This is a genomic window from Paenibacillus sp. GCM10027630 (genome assembly GCF_042676305.1).
Classification (GTDB): Bacteria; Bacillota; Bacilli; order Paenibacillales; family NBRC-103111; genus Paenibacillus_S.
In genome coordinates this window covers 49034-66786 of record NZ_JBHTGY010000037.1, presented here as the reverse complement: position 1 = coordinate 66786, position 17753 = coordinate 49034, and the positions used below count along the sequence as shown (strand labels likewise).

The following is a 17753-nucleotide window of genomic DNA, read 5'->3' as shown; positions in this document are numbered from 1 at the left end:
CAATGCCGCAGGAAGCAGACATCGTCAGGCGTTGTACCGTTTTTTTGTTTTTGATGATGATTTGCTCATATTTGATATTGGTTTTGGGAATTTTGAATACGCATTCTATTGGTTTGAGATTGATTTATAGCGGATAGAAATACTACACTGGCTCTAGCAATTGTTGATGTTTGTGACAATGGCGGAGCCATGCCACGTTTCCCGGAAGCATCAGAAAATATGGGAAAGGAGGATTTGCAGGAGTTTTAATTAGGAATTAAAATAAATCATGAAATGGAGTAGTGACACATGGATAAAAGTAAGAAAACGTTGTTTGTGTCCCTTTTATTGGTTTTATCCTTGCTGTTGATGCCTGCAGCTTCATTCGCTGCCACCCAGTCTATGGTACCTGTGTATCTCTTATCTGACAATTTTGAAAACGCTTCAACAGCAAATTGGACTGTTGAGGGCGGAACCTGGGGGACTTATATGAATGCAGGAAACAGGGCTTACAGGCAAAGCAGTCTGTCAGGCTCTGCTCAAAGTGTAGCAGGAGAACCCTCTTGGACAAACTATTCATTTAGTGCCGATGTAAATGTAGAGTCATTGGACAGTTATACAACCAATTCGGTACATCTCATGGCAAGGTTTATCGATCATGATAACTATTATGAGCTCGCATATACTTCTTCTGACCAAACACTCGCTCTGAGGAAGAAAGAAGCCGGTACATGGATCGTGCTGCAATCCATATCCAATCCACTGATGAATGATACAGAGTATAATCTGAAAATCCTTGTTAACAGTAGTACGATAGAAGGATTCGTAAACGGTGAACGAAAGCTTTCCGTGTCCGATGCATCCTTTACAACGGGCAAAGTCGGATTTGCTACATTCAATCAATCTGCAAAGTTTGATAACGCTGTAGTAAGCCAAGTTCCCCAGATTCCAGTATACGAAGCTGAAGACGCTGAATTGGTTAATGCGAAGGTCGATAACAACAAGAACAATGGAGATTTTCAAGGCAGCGGATTTGTAGATTTCCATGCCAAACCCGGCGGTTCTATAACATGGACAGTGAATGTACCTGTCGCAGGAACCTACTTATTAGAAATCAGATACTCCAACGACAAAAATACTAATAGCGAGAGACCTCTTATAGTGGAAGTTAATAGTATCCCGGACCCAGGCCTTCTTCCCTTCCCTGCAACCGCTAATTGGAAAACGTGGAAAAGGGTTCATAGAACAGCTACTCTTCTGGCCGGCAATAACACTATAAAACTGGGGACCACCGTCAATGAAGGCCCTAATCTTGACAATTTGAGACTTTATCAAAGTACAGATGCTGTGAGGGCAACGGCTGTAACCATTGACTATTCCGAAGACTGGGGAGAAGCCACTCAATTGGCAAGCGGTTTCCTGCATGGGATTGGGAAAATTGATCCGGCCCAGAAGCTAATTGATCCGTTAACCGTGAGGACGGTCAGGGGTGCTACCTACCATGAGCGGCTGCCGAGCCTGTTTGACCCTGCTACCTATAACCGTGTCAAGGCTACAGGAGCAAAAATCATGATCAATGCGTATCATGGTTTTCAATTTGATGACGGTAAAACAAAGTGGCCCGGAAGACCCGTAAATGACAGACCTTTCACGACCTGTGAGGAATGGGAAGACTATGTACGGAAGCTTCTGGATGAAGCTAAAGAAAAGAATTATGATATACATTCATGGATCACATGGAATGAGCCCAATATTCAATGGAAAGACCGTATGGAGTACTACAATGAGACACACAAAAGGGCTTATAACGTCATCAAGAATTGGGACCCACATAACAAAGTTCAGGCGCCGGAATATCTTGGATATGATTTCCAGGGCCTGAAGGACTTTCTGCTATATTGCAAAGTGAATAATGCCCTGCCGGATATATTGAGCTGGCACGAATTGTCCGGTGCTCCGTTAGACATTGAAGGACATACACTGGAGATAAAGAATTGGATGCTTGAAAACGGGATCACTCCAATGCCATTGGCAATTACCGAATATCAAGGGCCATGGGAGCTTAGCGACATCAACCAGGGTTATGATCCCGGATTGTCAGTCAACTACATCGCCAGGCTGGAGAGATCAGAGCAGAACGGTCTGCTTTATGCCCTGAAGGGAAATACTCAATGGCAAGGTGATAATCCTGACTTCAGGGCAGGTTTGGATGAATTGGCGGATTCCGCCACACTGTCCGAGCCTACAAGCCGATGGTATCTGTATTACTGGTATGGTCATGCTACGGGCAGGAAGGTAAAAACCATCCAGAACAAAGAACAGGTGGAGGCTTTCGCGACCAGCGACAGCGAAGCGAAACGATCCATTATCCTTCTGGGAAATCCCGATAATACGATTCGTTACGAAACCCCGTTAAACCTGAAGGATATCCCGGCTTACCTGCAGAATGCCGGAAAGGTTCATATCAGAGTTGAATCTGTAGAGAATACAAAAACAAAAAATGGTAAAGAACAGCAGGGAACAAAAATTGAACTGGAAGGCAATTATGCAGTTACCGATAATGCCCTAACTATCGCTTTACCAACGATGGGAACCGATACGGCATATATCGTGCAAGTAACTCCCGGTACTACCTATGAGTACCAGGCAAAATCACTTTCCCAAACGAATTCGGGAGACAACTACAGCACAGTTTCAGAAGCTCCGGCAGCAGGAGGATCTGCAGTGGTATATGAAGCCAATGCTGTAGGCGACTGGGTAAAGTACACAATCCATGTACCGTCGGCAGGAACATATAACTTAAAGGCATTGCTCAAAAAGGACGATGACAAAGGTATATCCCAGCTTTATGTGAATGGAGCGGCAACGGGGAATACAGTCGATGAATACGGACCATTCCTCTACACGGATGTAGATTATGGAGACGTGACTTTCACTCAAGCAGGCGACCAAACGCTGGAATTCAGGATCACGGGTAAAAATGATTTGAGCTCAAGCTATAGCCTTGTATTTGATAAGTTTACATTAACCCTGGTAGCGCCTTTTTCGGGTTCTCCCGCCCACACAGTGACAGGAGCCGTATACGCTAAAGACTCAACCATTCCGATTGACGCGGCCCGGGTAACCATTGGAGGAAGCACTTATTATACGAATGGACAAGGAAAATTCGCTGCAAGCCTGGCGAACGGTTCATACGGCTTAACCGTCCAAAAAGCCGTCTATAAGCCGTACACAACAACCGTTGATGTGAACGGACATGATGTGGGTTTGGGCATCATCCAACTCACTCCGGAGATTGTATCCCCTACGGCATATCATATCTCTGGAACGATCGGGGGACTGAATGCCTCCAGTGTTGTAACGGTTAGTATTCTAGACAGCACCAGTACGGTAACTTCGGCAACCTATACTGTTCCTGCCGGTCAAACGACGGTAGACTATATGCTTACGGTCAACCAGACCGGCAACTATACGATCCAGGCTTCCGGCTCCGGTTATATGAGCAAAACCATCTAGGTCACGGTCACCGGCGATAGCGGCAACAATAACATGACGTTGACCAATTCCTCCGGCGGCAGTGGTTCCAGATCTACCGGAAGCGGTAGCACTGGAACTGGAAGCACAGAAAGTGGAAACACAGGAAGTGCCACAGGCGGGAGTACCGTTCCCCCAACAACCAAATTCAATGATGTAGGAGCAAGCTATTCCTGGGCACAATTTGCGATCGAGGATTTAGCCGCAAAAGGTATCATCAAAGGAACCGGCAATGGCAACTTTGAACCCGCCCAAAATGTTACTCGTGCTGACTTTATTACTATGATCGTCCGGGCATTGGGGCTGAAGGCCGATTTCGCTACCAACCTTGAGGATATCAGCAAGACTGCCTACTATTATGATGCAGTAGGTATTGCAAAAACCCTCGGTATTGTACAAGGCGAGGATGACAACCATTTCGGTGCTCAAAGCCCGATCACAAGACAGGATATGATGGTCATTGTCAATCGAGCACTGAAAGTAACGGGAAAGAGCCTGGAGCGTGCATCGCTTGGCAACATCAGCGGGTACACCGATGTATCCCTGGTGAGTGATTATGGTGCAGCTGCGGTTGCTGAACTGATTCACAGCGGCATTATTCAAGGTAGCAACAACGAGATAAACCCTCTGGGAACTGCTACAAGAGCGGAAACCGTAGTTGTTATTTATAGGCTTCTTCAAAAGCAATTTGTGTAGGAAGATGGGACAAGGCATCCCTTGTCCCATCTACCTCGGTGAAAGCCGAGAGGCTAATGATTCCCGGGAGGATTGCACATGATCAGAAAAAGATTCATGCATCTGCTGCTTTATCTCGCAGTGCTGCTGATGCTGCCGCAATGGTCTGGAGCAGCTGCGACTGCACAGCCGACGCCAGATACGACAGATTCGATATCCGCATCGACAACGAGGGGGTCCGAAGTGTCTAATTTCTACAATACTATCCTTCAGAACGGAGCCGATCCTTTTGCTTACAAGCACACAGACGGCTATTACTACTACACCCATACAACCGGCGGGAATGTCACACTCTGGAGATCGAAGACGCTTACCGGTATTGATGCAGGCGATAAGGTAATTGTCTGGAGAACGGTTCCGGGTACCATGTACAGTTCCAATGTGTGGGCGCCGGAAATTCACTATCTCCAAGATAGCGATGGCGCATACAAATGGTATATTTACTTCTCGCCTGACAACGGAGAGGGAAAAAATCACCGCATGTACGTGCTGGAGAACGACAATGCTGATCCGATGACAGAAAACTGGAAGTTCATAGGACAAATTACCGATCCCACCGACCTCTGGGCGATCGATGGAACGGTGCTGACGGTACATGATCAACACTATTTCATCTGGTCTGGCTGGGCAAGTGATCAGTCGGGGCTAGGCCAGAACTTATACATTGCCAAGATGAGCGATCCCAAAACCATCAGCTCGGAACGGCTATTGCTTTCGAAGCCTGAGTATCCCTGGGAAACATCCCCGGGCAAGATCAATGAAGGTCCCCAAATCGCGATAAGGGGAGATACCATCAACGTGGTCTATTCCGCAAACGGCAGCTGGACAGACTTTTACTGCCTCGGGCTGATCACGGCCAAGATTGACGCCGACTTGATGAAGATCAGCTCCTGGAACAAGCGGAACAAGCCGATCTTCTCCAGCGCCAATGGCGTTATCGGCCCGGGTCACCACAGCTTCACCACTTCTCCTGATGGCAAGGAGGACTGGATCGTCTACCATGGCGCCCGCTGGGAAGGTGCAGGGTGGAACCGAAGTATCCGCACACAGAAATTCACCTGGAACGAAGACAATACACCACATCTGGGAGAACCCGTCGATCGGAATACACCGATTGCCGTTCCTTCAGGGGAGCCGGTGCGGAAGCGCTATGAGGCGGAAGATGCCCTGCTGGTGAAAGACCCTAGCGGCGAAAGCGGCCCTGCTGTCCGGCCAGAGATCACCGCTTCCGGCGGGATGAAGATTGCCAATATCAAGAACGCCAATGATTATGCCCAGTTTATAGTTAACGTGCCGAAGGCGGGGTTTTATGTGCTGTCCTTGCGTAATGCCAACGGCTCAGCAAGTGGGACGGCGGCGACCCAAATTTTGTCGGTCAACGGCAGTTCCGGCACCAAATTGAACATCATTCATTCCGGCTGGAATAATTGGGGAATCTCCACAGCGAAAGTCCTCCTCAAGCAGGGCGACAATATCATCCGCTTCTCAGCAAGTACCAACCTTGCTGAAATTGATAGTATGGATGTATTTGAACTCAATTCTGCGCCGGTAATTCTATTCGATTCTCCGGGGTATACGCTGGGGGTGGACGAAAGTCGCAGTTTACCTGTGTATACGGTAACAGGCACTACCTATTCCCCAGTTGAGAGCGGAGTTTCCTTCAGTACTTCCAACACAGATGTCGTTGCTATTGAGGGGGATCAGGTTAAGGGGGTCAAGGAGGGCAGCGCCACGATCACCGCGACATATGACGGGAAAACGGCCACAGCGACGGTTACGGTTCTCGCTGAATCTAGGTCTTTGCAGTCCATTGCCATCAGCGGATTGAACAACGTCCTGACCAGAGGGCAGACAGGGCAGATGCGGGTAGCAGCAAGCTACAACACCTATGAAGTGCAGGATGTGACGGCTAGCACCACATATTCCAGCAGCAATCCCGGCGTGGCCAAGGTTTCGGTCACCGGTCAGATATATGATACTCAACCGGGGTATACGGTAATTCAAGCCGTATATGACGGCAAGGAAGCAACGTTCAACTTGACGGTAACTCCTGATCCGTCTCTGCTTCCTCAGATTATTACTCAACTCAAGACTCCATCCGGAGTGACACCCAGGCTTCCTGGTGCTGTGGATGTCATCTACAAGGGGGAGAGAGGCACTGCCGGGGTCAGTTGGAAGCTGGAAGGAATCAACTTCAACTCGCTAGGCACTGTTCAGGTACCTGCTCTGCTGACACTGAATGGGGAGAAGATTCCTGCTGCCGTTTCCGTAGAGGTTGTCCTGGGATTGGGTCTTGATGAAATTGTGAATCAAGTTAAGAGCAGGATAGACAGTTCCTCATACCCTCTGGACAAAGGTTTGGGAAGCTATAGTCAAGCGGTGTATAACGCCCTCCTGGCTCAGTTGAACCATACAGAGGAACTATCCGCAGACGCCAACCTGACAGAAGAGCAGCTTAACCAGGCACAGAGCACCCTTGCTCAAGCGGAAGCAGATCTGTTAGGTTCGTTCAACGGTACACAGAATGGCGTGTTCTATAACGCTTACCGGAATTTCTCCGACGATGAGACTGGCAAGTACCCGTTCGGGATTACGATCGAAGCCCTGACCAAGGGCTCTACCGCCACTGTGCAGGAAGAGGACGGGAATAAATTCCTGCGGCTGGCCACACCCGCTACTACGGAACCCAAGGCAAACCTGTTCCTGCCGTTTGCAGGCGAGGCGAAGGCTGAAGCGGATCAGCGCATCGTTATCGAATATCGCGCCAGAATAAACGTCGGCACCGGGTACTTCAATGGCGCCATGGTGAGAAATGACAGCGGTGCGAGCAATTATTCCATGGTCACGGCATTTGATAAGAGTAACATTTTAGTGCAGAAGGGGCCTACTAATAAGGTCCCAGTCCAACCCGCTTCACTCAATACATGGTATAAAATCAAGATGGTGGTCAACTGGGGGGCCAGGACCTATACCGTCTATATTGATGATGTTGAGGTGGCCACTGACTATAACTTCCGCCATACAGGCGGTACCAAGCTGATTGGCCAGGTGTTAGGCATCGACAAATTCTCCAATGCCTCCATCGACTTCGATGATTTCAAAGTTATGGTTGCGGGAGGAGCGAAGGTTGCGCCAGAAGGACTTGGACATATCAATGAAACAGCGGTTATCGCCAATGATGGACGCATTACCGGCGTTAACGCATCCATGGAATGGTCCGCCGACAATGGGAGCGCCTGGTCGAGTGTAACAGGTGATACCATCCCGAATCTATCGCCCGGGACTTATTGGGTTCGATACCGTGAGACCGATACCCATAAAGCCAGTCCCCATGCGGAGTTGACCATTGTTGCCTACAAACAACCGAAGGTTGTCACCGGCAAGCTTGAATCAGACCAGCGCCCTACTGTATACCATCTCTGGGAGTTCAACAGTCCAGCTTACTGCAAAAGCGGAGCCCGCTGACGCGGATAACAAGGCTGTGACATGGAGCTAGTCCAACCCTGCTGTAGTTTATCTCCCGGGCCGAAGTATACACTATGCTCGCGCGCTTTATAGCTTGGTGCAGCAACTAAGGGTTTGATCGGATAGAAAGAGAAAAACTCCTACCGGAGGATATCTTCGAGTTCCGTCAGCGATTTTGCACCGCTTTTTGTTTTTTGATGATGATTTTTCCATATTTAATATTGACTTTGGGGTTTTTGAATACGCATTCTGTTGGATGGAGATTGATTTACGGTTGATAGAAATACTACACTTGCCCTAGCAATTGTAATTGTTGATGAAGTGTGAATGCTTGCAGTCAGTTTACAATTGCGTATAGCTAAAACATGAAACTTAAGGGGAGAAAGAAATGTTGAAAAGTAAAAAGGTTTTTACCAAGATTACTACCGGTCCCCTCTTGATAGCGCTTTTGTCATCTGCGGTGATGGCAGGATGTGAAGGAGAGGAAAAAGGGGCTGAACCAACTAGTTCAACTTCGACTGATACCGCAATAAAATTACCTTTTGAGAAACCGGTAAAATTCCGCGTCTGGGAGCCCCTGCCGAGCACTGCTCTTGCTGTTATGAAGAATTATGCCGAGTCAGAACTGAATAAAGAGCTGCAGAGGAGACTGAATGTTACGCTTGAGTATATTCATCCTACAGAAGGCTCGGCGAAGGAGCAGTTTAATCTTATGCTTGCGTCCGGCGATATACCCGATTTTATTGTGGGCACCTTTGGAGACTATCCGGGAGGAAGGGAAAAAGCCTTCGAAGATGGAATACTGGTTGACATAAAGAAAGAAATCCCCAAGTATGCACCGGATCTTGCCAAAATCTATGAAGCCTATCCTGATTTATTAATGGATGTAGAGACAGAGGATGGAAAGCAGTTTTATTTCCCTTTCCTCAAAGGTCACGAGAGTGTGTATACTTACTTTGGAGGCTATTTGCGTAAGGACTGGTTGGACGATCTGGGACTACAAGTGCCGGAAACTATTGACGAATTGTATACGGTCTTGAAAGCCTTCAAAGAAAAGAAGGGTGCAACGACACCTTTTACCGGAAATGTCGGAAATATCAAAGGGATCTACTTTACCGGAGCATGGGGGATTAACCAGGATCACTTCATTGAGAACGGTAAGGTCGTATACGGAGCTATTGACCCAAGGTTTAAAGAATATGCCAAGACCATGGCAAAATGGTATAAGGAGGGTATCTTAGACCCCGAATTGGCTACGAATAATTCCAAAACCATCGATGCCAAAATTACCGGAAATCAAGCCGGCGCAACCGTGGGAAACACCGGTTCAGGTCTTGGCAAATACTTGCCGCTGATGAAGAACAAGGACCCCAAATTTGACTTGGTCGCCATGCCGTATCTCGTCCTTAACAAGGGTGACTTCAATCCCTTTATGGCGAAGGATGGACCTACCACCGGCGGTGGCGCCTGGAACGTTACCAGCGCAGCTAAGAAGAATCTGAAGGAAGCGCTCGCATTACTGAATTATGGTTATACGAAGGAAGGCTCCATGCTCTATAACTTCGGTATAGAGGGCATGAGCTATAAGATGGAAAAAGGATATCCCAAATATACGGAGCTGGTTACGAATAATCCCAACGGACAGCCCATCGCAACCATGGGACAGTTTTACGCCCGCGCCTTTAAAGACGGACCCTTTGTACAGGATCGAAGGTATTTTGAGCAGTACATGGCGTTACCCCAGCAACAAGAGTCACTAAAAACCTGGACAAAATATGCAAAGCAGGTTACTAAAGCTAATAAGAGCTATAGAGGAACCTTGACACCGGATGAAGTTTCTCAAACCACTACCAAACAAAATGAAATTAACACGTATAAGGATGAAATGTTCCTGAAGTGGCTTATGGGAAAAGAGGATGTGGATGCTACTTGGGATAAATATGTGGAGCAAATCAAAAAGCTGGGTATTGAGGATATCAACAAAGTTAGACAGGGTGCCTATGATCGGTTCATTAAAAAATTCCCTCAGGCATTAAATCCGCAATCGTTTAATATCAGCGACACCTTTGATAAATAGCATGATTGAAATGGGGGAAGAAATTCCCCCATTTCACAATACAGGGAGGTTCCAATAGTGCCACAAGTAAGGATGCAGCCGCAACATTTGATATACAAAAAGCCAAGCCTCATTCAGGCAATAAAAAAAGATTATAAAAAAAATAAATGGTTGATATTGATGGCCCTGCCCGTAGTAGCCTGGTATATCTTGTTTCACTACGTTCCAATGTATGGGGTCATTATCGCGTTTAAACAATTTAGCCCCGTAAAAGGAATCTGGGACAGTAACTGGGTAGGACTAAAACATTTTCATGATTTCTTTAACAGTATCTCCGCATGGAGAGTCATCCGAAATACCTTATTAATCAATTTCTATCAGCTTATCTTTGCTTTTCCGGCACCCATTATTCTGGCGTTATTGCTTAATGAAATCAAAAGAAAATATTTTAAAAAGACGATCCAAACCGTTACCTATTTACCGCACTTTGTTTCAACGGTGGTTATCTGTGGCATGATTATCGATTTTTTCGCAAAAAACGGCCTGATTAATGATATTATCGCTTATTTTGGAGGCTCCCGAACCATCTTCCTTGTTGAAGCAGGATGGTTTAGGACAATTTATGTAGGTACAGGCATCTGGCAGGGCGTAGGTTGGGGGTCGATTATCTATCTCGCTGCCCTCACCGCTATTGACACGGAGCTATATGAGGCGGTAACCATCGACGGAGCCGGAAGGTGGAAACAGTTTGTCCATATCACTCTACCGGGAATTGCTCCCACAATCGTGATCCTATTAATTATGAATATTGGCAATATGATGAGTGAAGGATATGAAAAAGTCATATTACTTTATAATCCTAGCACTTATGAAACAGCGGATATCATTTCATCCTATGTGTACCGGCGTGGATTGGTGGAGGCAAATTACAGCTTCAGTGCAGCAGTGGGACTATTTAACTCTATAGTGAATCTGATTTTAATCGTAACAGCAAACTATGTTAGCCGGAAGGTTAATGAAACCAGTCTGTGGTAAGGAGTGGAAGGTATGGTTGTCAAAAAGACAGTTGGGGATTACATTTTCGATTCGGTGAATCTTATTATATTAGCAGCATTGGCTGTGATAACGGCCTATCCGTTTGTATATGTTATTTTTGCATCTTTGAGCAGTGCAGATGAGCTTACAGCCCATAGCGGCTTACTTCTGAAGCCATTGGGCTTGAGTCTGAATGCTTATAAAGCTGTGTTAAAAAATCCAATCATTTATTCCGGGTATATGAATACGCTCTTTATTGTAGTGGTGGGAACGGCCTACAATATTATTATGACATCCATGGGAGCTTTTGTTCTTTCCAGGAAAGATTTCTTCTGGAGAAAGCCGATTACCATCATGATTGTGTTCACCATGTTTTTCGGTGGCGGGCTGATTCCCAATTTCTTGTTAGTCAAGGAACTCGGTTTAATGGATTCATTATGGGCTTTGATCATTCCCGGAGCAATCGGAACCTGGAATCTGATTATCATGAGAACGGCGTTCCAGGGAATTCCGGACAGTTTGGTAGAATCTGCCCATATAGATGGTGCACATGATTTCATCATACTATTTAAAATCATTTTGCCACTGGCTTTGCCAACCATTGCCGTTATGGTGTTGTATTATGGGGTAGGTCACTGGAATGCGTGGTTTGGCGCCATGATTTACTTAAGAAATAGAGAATTATGGCCGTTACAGTTGGCGCTGAGGGAAATACTGATTTCCAACAGTACAGATGAAATGATGTCCGGAACAGTAGCTCAGGATAGAGCAGCAATTGGAGAAACGATAAAATATGCAACAATTATGGTTGCTACACTCCCTATCTTGGCAGCATATCCATTCTTGCAGAAGTATTTTGTTAAGGGAGTAATGGTTGGAGCGCTCAAAGGTTAATCTTGCGATGGTATTTGATCTGGGCAGTAAAAAGTGTTTTTTCGAGGAGATGACCCAAGAGCAGATTGAACGTCAGATCTCGACTAATCTTTACGGTCCGATGAGCGTCACCCGTGCCGTTCTCCCTATAATGCGTAAGGCTCGTTCATCAAACAGAATATGTAATACAAGCTTCTGATATTATGAGTGGCAAGATGTTTTGGGATAACGTAAGTATCGCAGGATATCCTATTGATCTTCAGGGGACTATCAATCGTACATGGGGGGCAACACTCTGGCGATCCTGATAAATACGGTATGCCCTTGCGTTCTTTTATCCCGAAGGGGTACAGTAACGTGATTCTTGCTGGTAAGAATGGCAGTGCTTGAATTCAACCCAACACTTCACTTGCGGGGGAAGTAATCGGAATTATTCTAGGTAGGTTGAAAGGAAAGGAAGGGCTTGCTGATTTAAATGAAAAGGACATGAAAGAGATCCATGAATTATTAAAGCGAAAATACGATATTGTCCTAAGTGGAGTAGAATCAAATGATAAAATTAAGAAGCTTACTGAAGAGGAGCGAAAACAGTTGGACCTTGGTACACTACCATAAAGTGCTTAATTGAAAAATTTTATTACAGAACAGTTAAGACTACGATGGTCATATCCCTGTAGTAAACAGTTAAAAAGTACTAAATTAAGCGGCGATCGCTTCCCTAAAATAATCAGGGGAGAGGTCGCCCAGTTTTTTCTGGAACCATTCGTCATTGTAATATCAACATACTATTTGATTAGGTGTTAGGCTCCCTGCATATGGCCTTTCAACCACATTTGTATCGGTAGAGGAACTTACCTGATTATTATTGAACTTTTGCCGCATGAATGAACTCATTAAGAAAACGATTGCTAACATTGATTCTTATAAAGCTGCAATTGCTAGAAACAAGAAGTACTCTGAGTATCCATTTACGAATAATTGTGATCATTATTATCATCTCTTGTTGCTACAAAATCGGTTAGAAAATTGGGAAAGGTTTTTAGCGTTGCTTGAACAATTTAAAAATTCTCGATGTGTCCGCGTTGAGAAGAAAAGCGAGTTGTTTCATAAGATAATTAATGTAGAAAAAAATTCAGTCCCAGGTTTCGTTACCATGGAAACACTGAATGAGATGTTAGAGTATATGAAGAAGCTGGAGTGGAAATTAGAGGAGCTAGATGGGATATGGAAGAAGGATGTATCATGAGAATGATAGAGATGTAGAGGATATGTCCTTCTCTTTGTCCTTTTTTAGTTTCTAAACTGTCTAATGCTGTTACTGCTAAAGCATACTGTCCGCCAATTGACGGCGTATACTGTCCTAACCTTGACGGACAAGCTGCCCAGTCGATGGTTTGAAAAAAGGGAGAATCATGAACATTCTCCCTGGAGCGTTGACCATGTGATCGTCAATGATGCGATGCTCATTCTGAGCACCATAGATAACTCAAGCGCAATGCCGCTTGAGTTTTTTCAATTTTTATGCCGGGATAAATTTCTTGGCTCTTTATACCATCAGAATACTAGGGCCTTCCATTTCCATTTGATGAAGGCCGGTGGTCCGTAAGAATGACTGAAGCTCACTCCTGCTTATCAGCATAATACTCGACAAGGAAATGTTGAAATTCGCGCGCAGCTTCAGATAGATATCGCGTTTTATTCCATGATACGAAAAAGGTGTGTTTCTTATCTGGGCCTTCGATAGGCAGCAAGGTATATTGCGTTACTTCATTCCATTTGCATCCCGGGACGAATGCAAGCCCTAGACCTGCCTGTACCAGGCTGCCCAAAGCGGCGGGCTCATCCACCTCACAGATGATGGTCCGCTGAATTCCCGCTCTGCGACTGATCTCGTCATTGACTTGGCGAAACGGATGTCCGATCTTGTATTCGATGAACGGGGCGTCTGCTGCATGCTCCAATGTAATGCTGCTCTGATTCTCCAACCGGTGGCCGCGTGGCACGGCCAGGAAGACCTCTGTCTGCAGCACGGGAAATTCACGAATGCCTGGCTTTAGAAAAGATATCGGTCCAAACCCGAGATCTGTAATGCTCTGCTTCAAAAGCTCCCCAATGCTGTACGTCTCGGCAGGCGCAATCTGATTGATGCGGAAGCTGACATCCGGAAACTTCTCGCGAAAAGCCGCTACAGCAGGCGAGAGACAGTTTAATGTGTTCGTAGCGATGCTGACCATCCCCCGTTCTAGCCCCGCCAGATCCATCACTTCTTTCTTTCCTTCTTCCAATAAGGATAAAGCCGATTCGACTTTGGAGAGAAAGGCTTTGCCAAATGCGTTAAGACGAATTTGCCTGTTTGCGCGATCAAACAGCGGGATGCCAAGGTCCTCCTCTGGAAATCGTCCTGCTGAGAGCGGGCTGTGCAATATGAAGTTGTTCAGCCGCCCTGGTCATATGCTCCAATCTGGCAACCGTGCGGAAATATTTCAATTGCAGAAGCTCCAATGGAATCGCCTCTTTTCCATATATTTAATGCAATGAATAGATGGAGAAATATATATTATCCTATATTATCCTTTATCTATATTCGGTTGTAAAATAAGGGAGGAGAAATCCTAGAAAATTGAGGCTAAAAATGGAGGCTGATCTTATGGGGTTTATAAAAGGAAAGGATTTCCCAGAATTATACGATGAGGAAATAAGGCCGTTTTCTATCGAGATTCCGCAAGGTGAGCTCGACGACCTTCGGGACCGGCTAGCCCGAACCCGTTGGCCGGACGAATTGGCAGAAGAAGGTTGGAATTACGGAGTGCCGCTCGACTATCTCAGGAAGCTGGCGGACTATTGGCGCAAACACAAAGCTTGGTTAAACGGCTTTCCGCAGTATACTTTAACGATCGATGGGGCGAACATTCATTTCCTGCACGTCCGTTCTCCGGAGCGGGATGCGCTGCCGCTTATTCTCACCCACGGCTGGCCGGGCTCGATCGTCGAGTTCCTCGACATGATTGGACCGCTTGTTGACCCGAGGTCTCATGGCGGGGATCCGGCCGACGCCTTTAATTTGGTCATCCCGTCGATCCCCGGCTTAGGTTTTTCAGGTCCTACCCAGGAGTCGGGGTGGAACGTAAAAAGGGTCGCCCGAGCATGGGCGGAGCTGATGAGACGGCTGGGTTATAAACGATATGGTGCCCAGGGTGGCGATTGGGGGGCATTCATTTCTAGGGCATTGGCCGAAGTGGACCACGAGCATATGTGTGGTGTGCATTTGAACTATTTGTATACAATTCCAGCCGACGATTTCGATCTGAACGAACTGTCCCAGGAGGAGCGGGACAGGCTTGAGCGGTCGTGATGAGGAAGCTTGGCTGAACGGGATGGGGTTGGGTTTGGGTTTGATCCATACGAATGAGGTTCCAAAAATGGAATTTGTCTCCGCCAAGGGGAAAAGAAAATTTTCTTCTCATTCCAAGTGGATAACATCCATGAACTTTACGAAGAGATGAAGCAGAAGGGCGCTAACGTCAAGGAGGTGGTCTATAAACCAGGCGGCGGCTATAGGTTCCAATTCCTCGACCCAGACGGCAATTGCATGGGTATATGGGGCGAGTGGCCGAAAGAGGAGAAGTGAAGAGGGGCGGCAATCCCTCTTTCTTCGTGTATTAAGCTGGCATATTTGTATTCCTGACATACGTATCTGCCCTATTAATTTAAATAGCAGTTGTTTGGATTGACTTTGGAAAACACCCTTTTGATTCAATGACTAATTTATTGGATGACGTTTGTTCATTAAGAAACCAGGACGAGGCTGCCGGTATGAATTGGCAGCCTCGTTGACGTAAACATTCCTGTTAAGGCTAAGAAATCGTCTTTGTCAAAAAAGGAGCGCCTCGGTATGATGGGTTTGTCCAAGGGTTCGAAACCCAACACCATCAAGGAGGCGCTCTTACTATGAAGTTTAAACAAACAGAAGGACAAAATCAACGTATTGAACGAATTAGCACATCTCATCTTGTTGTAGGTATCGACATGGCTAAAGAGACTCATGTGGCACAAGCTACGAATTATCGCGGGATCGTGCTCTCAAATCGTCATCTCTCGTTTAGTAACACCGTAGAAGGGTTTGAAAAACTGCAACGATGGGTCGAAGGACTTCAGCAAAAGCATCGTTTGAACAGCGTCATTTTGGGTATGGAGCCTACAGGACATTATTGGTGGAACTTAGCAAATTGGCTTACAAACAAAGGATATAACGTCGTTCAAGTGAATCCTGCCACGACCAAAAGAAACAAAGAGAACCGAGATAATTCCCCTTCCAAGAGTGACCCGAAGGATGCCCTAGTCATCGCAGATGTGGTAAGCCGTGGTTATTACTATGACTATACGCGACAAACTAACGTATTCCAAAGGCTACGCACCCTGATGAGTGACCGGGAGTTCTGGGTTGCAAACAGTGTCCGGTTGCAGAATCGGATTATCCGCTGGTTGGATATTCGCTTCCCAGAGTATGCATCGGTGTTTAAGGATTGGTCCTGCAAACGTTCTATGGCCACATTAAAAGAGTTACCCTCCCCCAAAGATATTGAAACGCTGTCCGTCACGGAGATGATTACGACGTGGAGAAAGCATATGCAACGAGCAGGCGGCTCCACAGGTACTCATAAAGCGGCCGAGCTCATCGCAGCAGCCAAAAAGAGCGTGGGAGACGTTACGGCTTTAGAAGAGGCAAAACAAGATTTAGGTTGGTTAATCGCAGAGTATGAACGTATGGTGGATATATTAGAGAGCATTCAGACACAAATCCTGACACTGCTTAGCGAGATTCCTATGGCGAATCAGCTAAGATCCATTAAGGGCCTTGGTCCCATCTTTGTTGCAGCGATTTTGGCTGGTGCAGGTGACCTTAGGCAGTATGCACATGGACGTCAGTTATTGAGAAAAGCCGGTCTCAATCTGGCTGAAAGTATGTCGGGAAAACGGAAAGGACAGATTGTCATATCGAAACGTGGGGATTCAACCTTACGTAAATATCTGTTTCTTGCTACCCTACAGCTCATAGGTATCAATCCCGTTTTTCGAGAGTTACATGAGTATAACATTAAAGTTAAGCATATGAAGAAGCAGAGGTCCGTATTTAAACTTCTGGGAAAAGTAGCTCGAATCCTAATCAGCATCGTCCAAAGGGGAGAAACATTTTCGCCCGAGAAGGCAAGTCACATCCTTATTCAAGCCGCATAAAACGTTTGAATACCACGTAGGTTGACTCATTCGCAGGATATTACAAAGAAAGCACGGAGAACCGAGTTCCTGCCCGAAAAGGGCTTAGACCCGTCCGAGTCACGCCATTTTGTCTCGCTATTTTCATATGGGATTCAAGTTGTGGGAATGCGCCTTGCGATAAAAGACTGGAACAAGTAATCATGCTGCGATCACGTGCTGAAAGTTTATCTTCTCTCGACCAAACTTCACCGAATAATACATCATCATTTAATTCTGCAAATTTGGGAGCGAAATCTCCCAGTATATCGTGTCCTGCTGTTTGTTTTACCATTTTCTCGACCTCATCTTTTACAATTTATTTTTTTGCATTTTCGTAGACTTCATCCGAAACAGGTTCCAACCATTCCGGCGTTCCTGCAGTGATTGCAATGTGTTCAAACCAACTATCTTTTGTGGCACCATGCCAGTGTTTTACACCATCATGAGTAACAATAACATCGCCAGCTTTTAGGAATTGAGCAGGTTTCCCTTCTTCCTGGTACCAACCTTCACCACCCGTTACTAACAAAAGTTGAAATCCATCACGATGGATATGCCAGTTATTTCGGCATCCCGGTTCAAAGGTCACATTCCCAACACCAACATTCACTTTAGGATCGGCAATCAATGATTTGAGATAACTTTGACCCACGAAAAATTGTGCATATGCATCATTTTTTTCTCCCACTGGAAAAATAACACCATTTTTTACTTCTTCATATTTTGCCATTTTGATTTCCTCCAATATTTTTTACGATTTCTTTAACCATTTATTTTGCTTTGTCTGTTTTGCTCTAGATCCTCGTTCGATAATCCTACG

14 protein-coding genes are annotated in these 17753 nt (G+C 45.9%); 11 read left to right on the top strand and 3 right to left on the bottom strand.

Features of this window, described 5'->3' with window-relative positions; translation table 11 throughout:
- Positions 1–288: 288 nt before the first annotated feature.
- From ACFQ0C_RS19425 to ACFQ0C_RS19395, 7 genes are all read left to right on the top strand, one after another.
- Entirely contained in the window at positions 289–3495 is a 3207-nt protein-coding gene (locus ACFQ0C_RS19425; RefSeq protein ID WP_379368658.1) for a carbohydrate-binding protein, read from the top strand.
- A gap of 33 nt (positions 3496–3528) precedes the next feature.
- Positions 3529–4209: an S-layer homology domain-containing protein gene (locus ACFQ0C_RS19420; RefSeq protein ID WP_379368657.1), complete on the top strand. Its 681-nt coding sequence runs from the start codon at positions 3529–3531 to the stop codon at positions 4207–4209.
- A 78-nt stretch (positions 4210–4287) separates the two neighbouring features.
- A complete protein-coding gene (locus tag ACFQ0C_RS19415; protein ID WP_379368656.1) occupies positions 4288–7713 on the top strand; it encodes a family 43 glycosylhydrolase in 3426 nt (1141 codons plus the stop codon).
- A gap of 388 nt (positions 7714–8101) precedes the next feature.
- Positions 8102–9790 (top strand): extracellular solute-binding protein, encoded by a 1689-nt coding sequence (locus ACFQ0C_RS19410; RefSeq protein WP_379368655.1) that lies wholly within the window; start codon positions 8102–8104, stop codon positions 9788–9790.
- A 72-nt stretch (positions 9791–9862) separates the two neighbouring features.
- Positions 9863–10804, top strand: a complete 942-nt coding sequence (locus tag ACFQ0C_RS19405) for an ABC transporter permease (protein ID WP_379368843.1) — start codon at positions 9863–9865, stop codon at positions 10802–10804.
- A 12-nt stretch (positions 10805–10816) separates the two neighbouring features.
- On the top strand, positions 10817–11698 hold the full coding sequence (locus ACFQ0C_RS19400; protein WP_379368654.1) for a carbohydrate ABC transporter permease: 882 nt from the start codon (positions 10817–10819) through the stop codon (positions 11696–11698).
- 7 nt (positions 11699–11705) lie between these two features.
- Positions 11706–11876 carry an SDR family NAD(P)-dependent oxidoreductase gene (locus ACFQ0C_RS19395; protein ID WP_379368841.1) on the top strand — a complete coding sequence of 57 codons (171 nt, stop codon included), beginning with the start codon at positions 11706–11708 and terminating at the stop codon, positions 11874–11876.
- Between the two features lie 1420 nt (positions 11877–13296).
- Here the strand turns inward: ACFQ0C_RS19395 and ACFQ0C_RS19390 are convergent.
- Positions 13297–14100, bottom strand: a complete 804-nt coding sequence (locus tag ACFQ0C_RS19390) for a LysR family transcriptional regulator (RefSeq protein WP_379368653.1) — start codon at positions 14098–14100, stop codon at positions 13297–13299.
- A 224-nt stretch (positions 14101–14324) separates the two neighbouring features.
- Between ACFQ0C_RS19390 and ACFQ0C_RS19385 the strand changes: the two genes are divergently transcribed.
- The 4 genes from ACFQ0C_RS19385 (at position 14325) to ACFQ0C_RS19370 (ending at position 16912) form a co-directional block, all read left to right on the top strand.
- On the top strand, positions 14325–15029 hold the full coding sequence (locus ACFQ0C_RS19385) for an epoxide hydrolase family protein (protein ID WP_379368652.1): 705 nt from the start codon (positions 14325–14327) through the stop codon (positions 15027–15029).
- Entirely contained in the window at positions 15016–15180 is a 165-nt protein-coding gene (locus ACFQ0C_RS19380) for a hypothetical protein (protein ID WP_379368651.1), read from the top strand. The genes ACFQ0C_RS19385 and ACFQ0C_RS19380 overlap by 14 nt, the downstream gene beginning before the upstream one ends.
- Complete coding sequence (locus tag ACFQ0C_RS19375) at positions 15177–15305, top strand: hypothetical protein (RefSeq protein ID WP_379368650.1); 129 nt, start codon at positions 15177–15179, stop codon at positions 15303–15305. The genes ACFQ0C_RS19380 and ACFQ0C_RS19375 overlap by 4 nt, the downstream gene beginning before the upstream one ends.
- A 320-nt stretch (positions 15306–15625) precedes the next feature.
- Positions 15626–16912: an IS110 family RNA-guided transposase gene (locus ACFQ0C_RS19370; RefSeq protein ID WP_379368649.1), complete on the top strand. Its 1287-nt coding sequence runs from the start codon at positions 15626–15628 to the stop codon at positions 16910–16912.
- A gap of 40 nt (positions 16913–16952) precedes the next feature.
- On the opposite strand, the gene ACFQ0C_RS19365 is transcribed toward ACFQ0C_RS19370, so the two are convergent.
- Positions 16953–17225, bottom strand: a complete 273-nt coding sequence (locus tag ACFQ0C_RS19365; RefSeq protein WP_379368648.1) for a carboxymuconolactone decarboxylase family protein — start codon at positions 17223–17225, stop codon at positions 16953–16955.
- Between the two features lie 24 nt (positions 17226–17249).
- Positions 17250–17663 (bottom strand): cupin domain-containing protein, encoded by a 414-nt coding sequence (locus tag ACFQ0C_RS19360; protein WP_379368647.1) that lies wholly within the window; start codon positions 17661–17663, stop codon positions 17250–17252.
- Between the last annotated feature and the right edge of the window lie 90 nt (positions 17664–17753).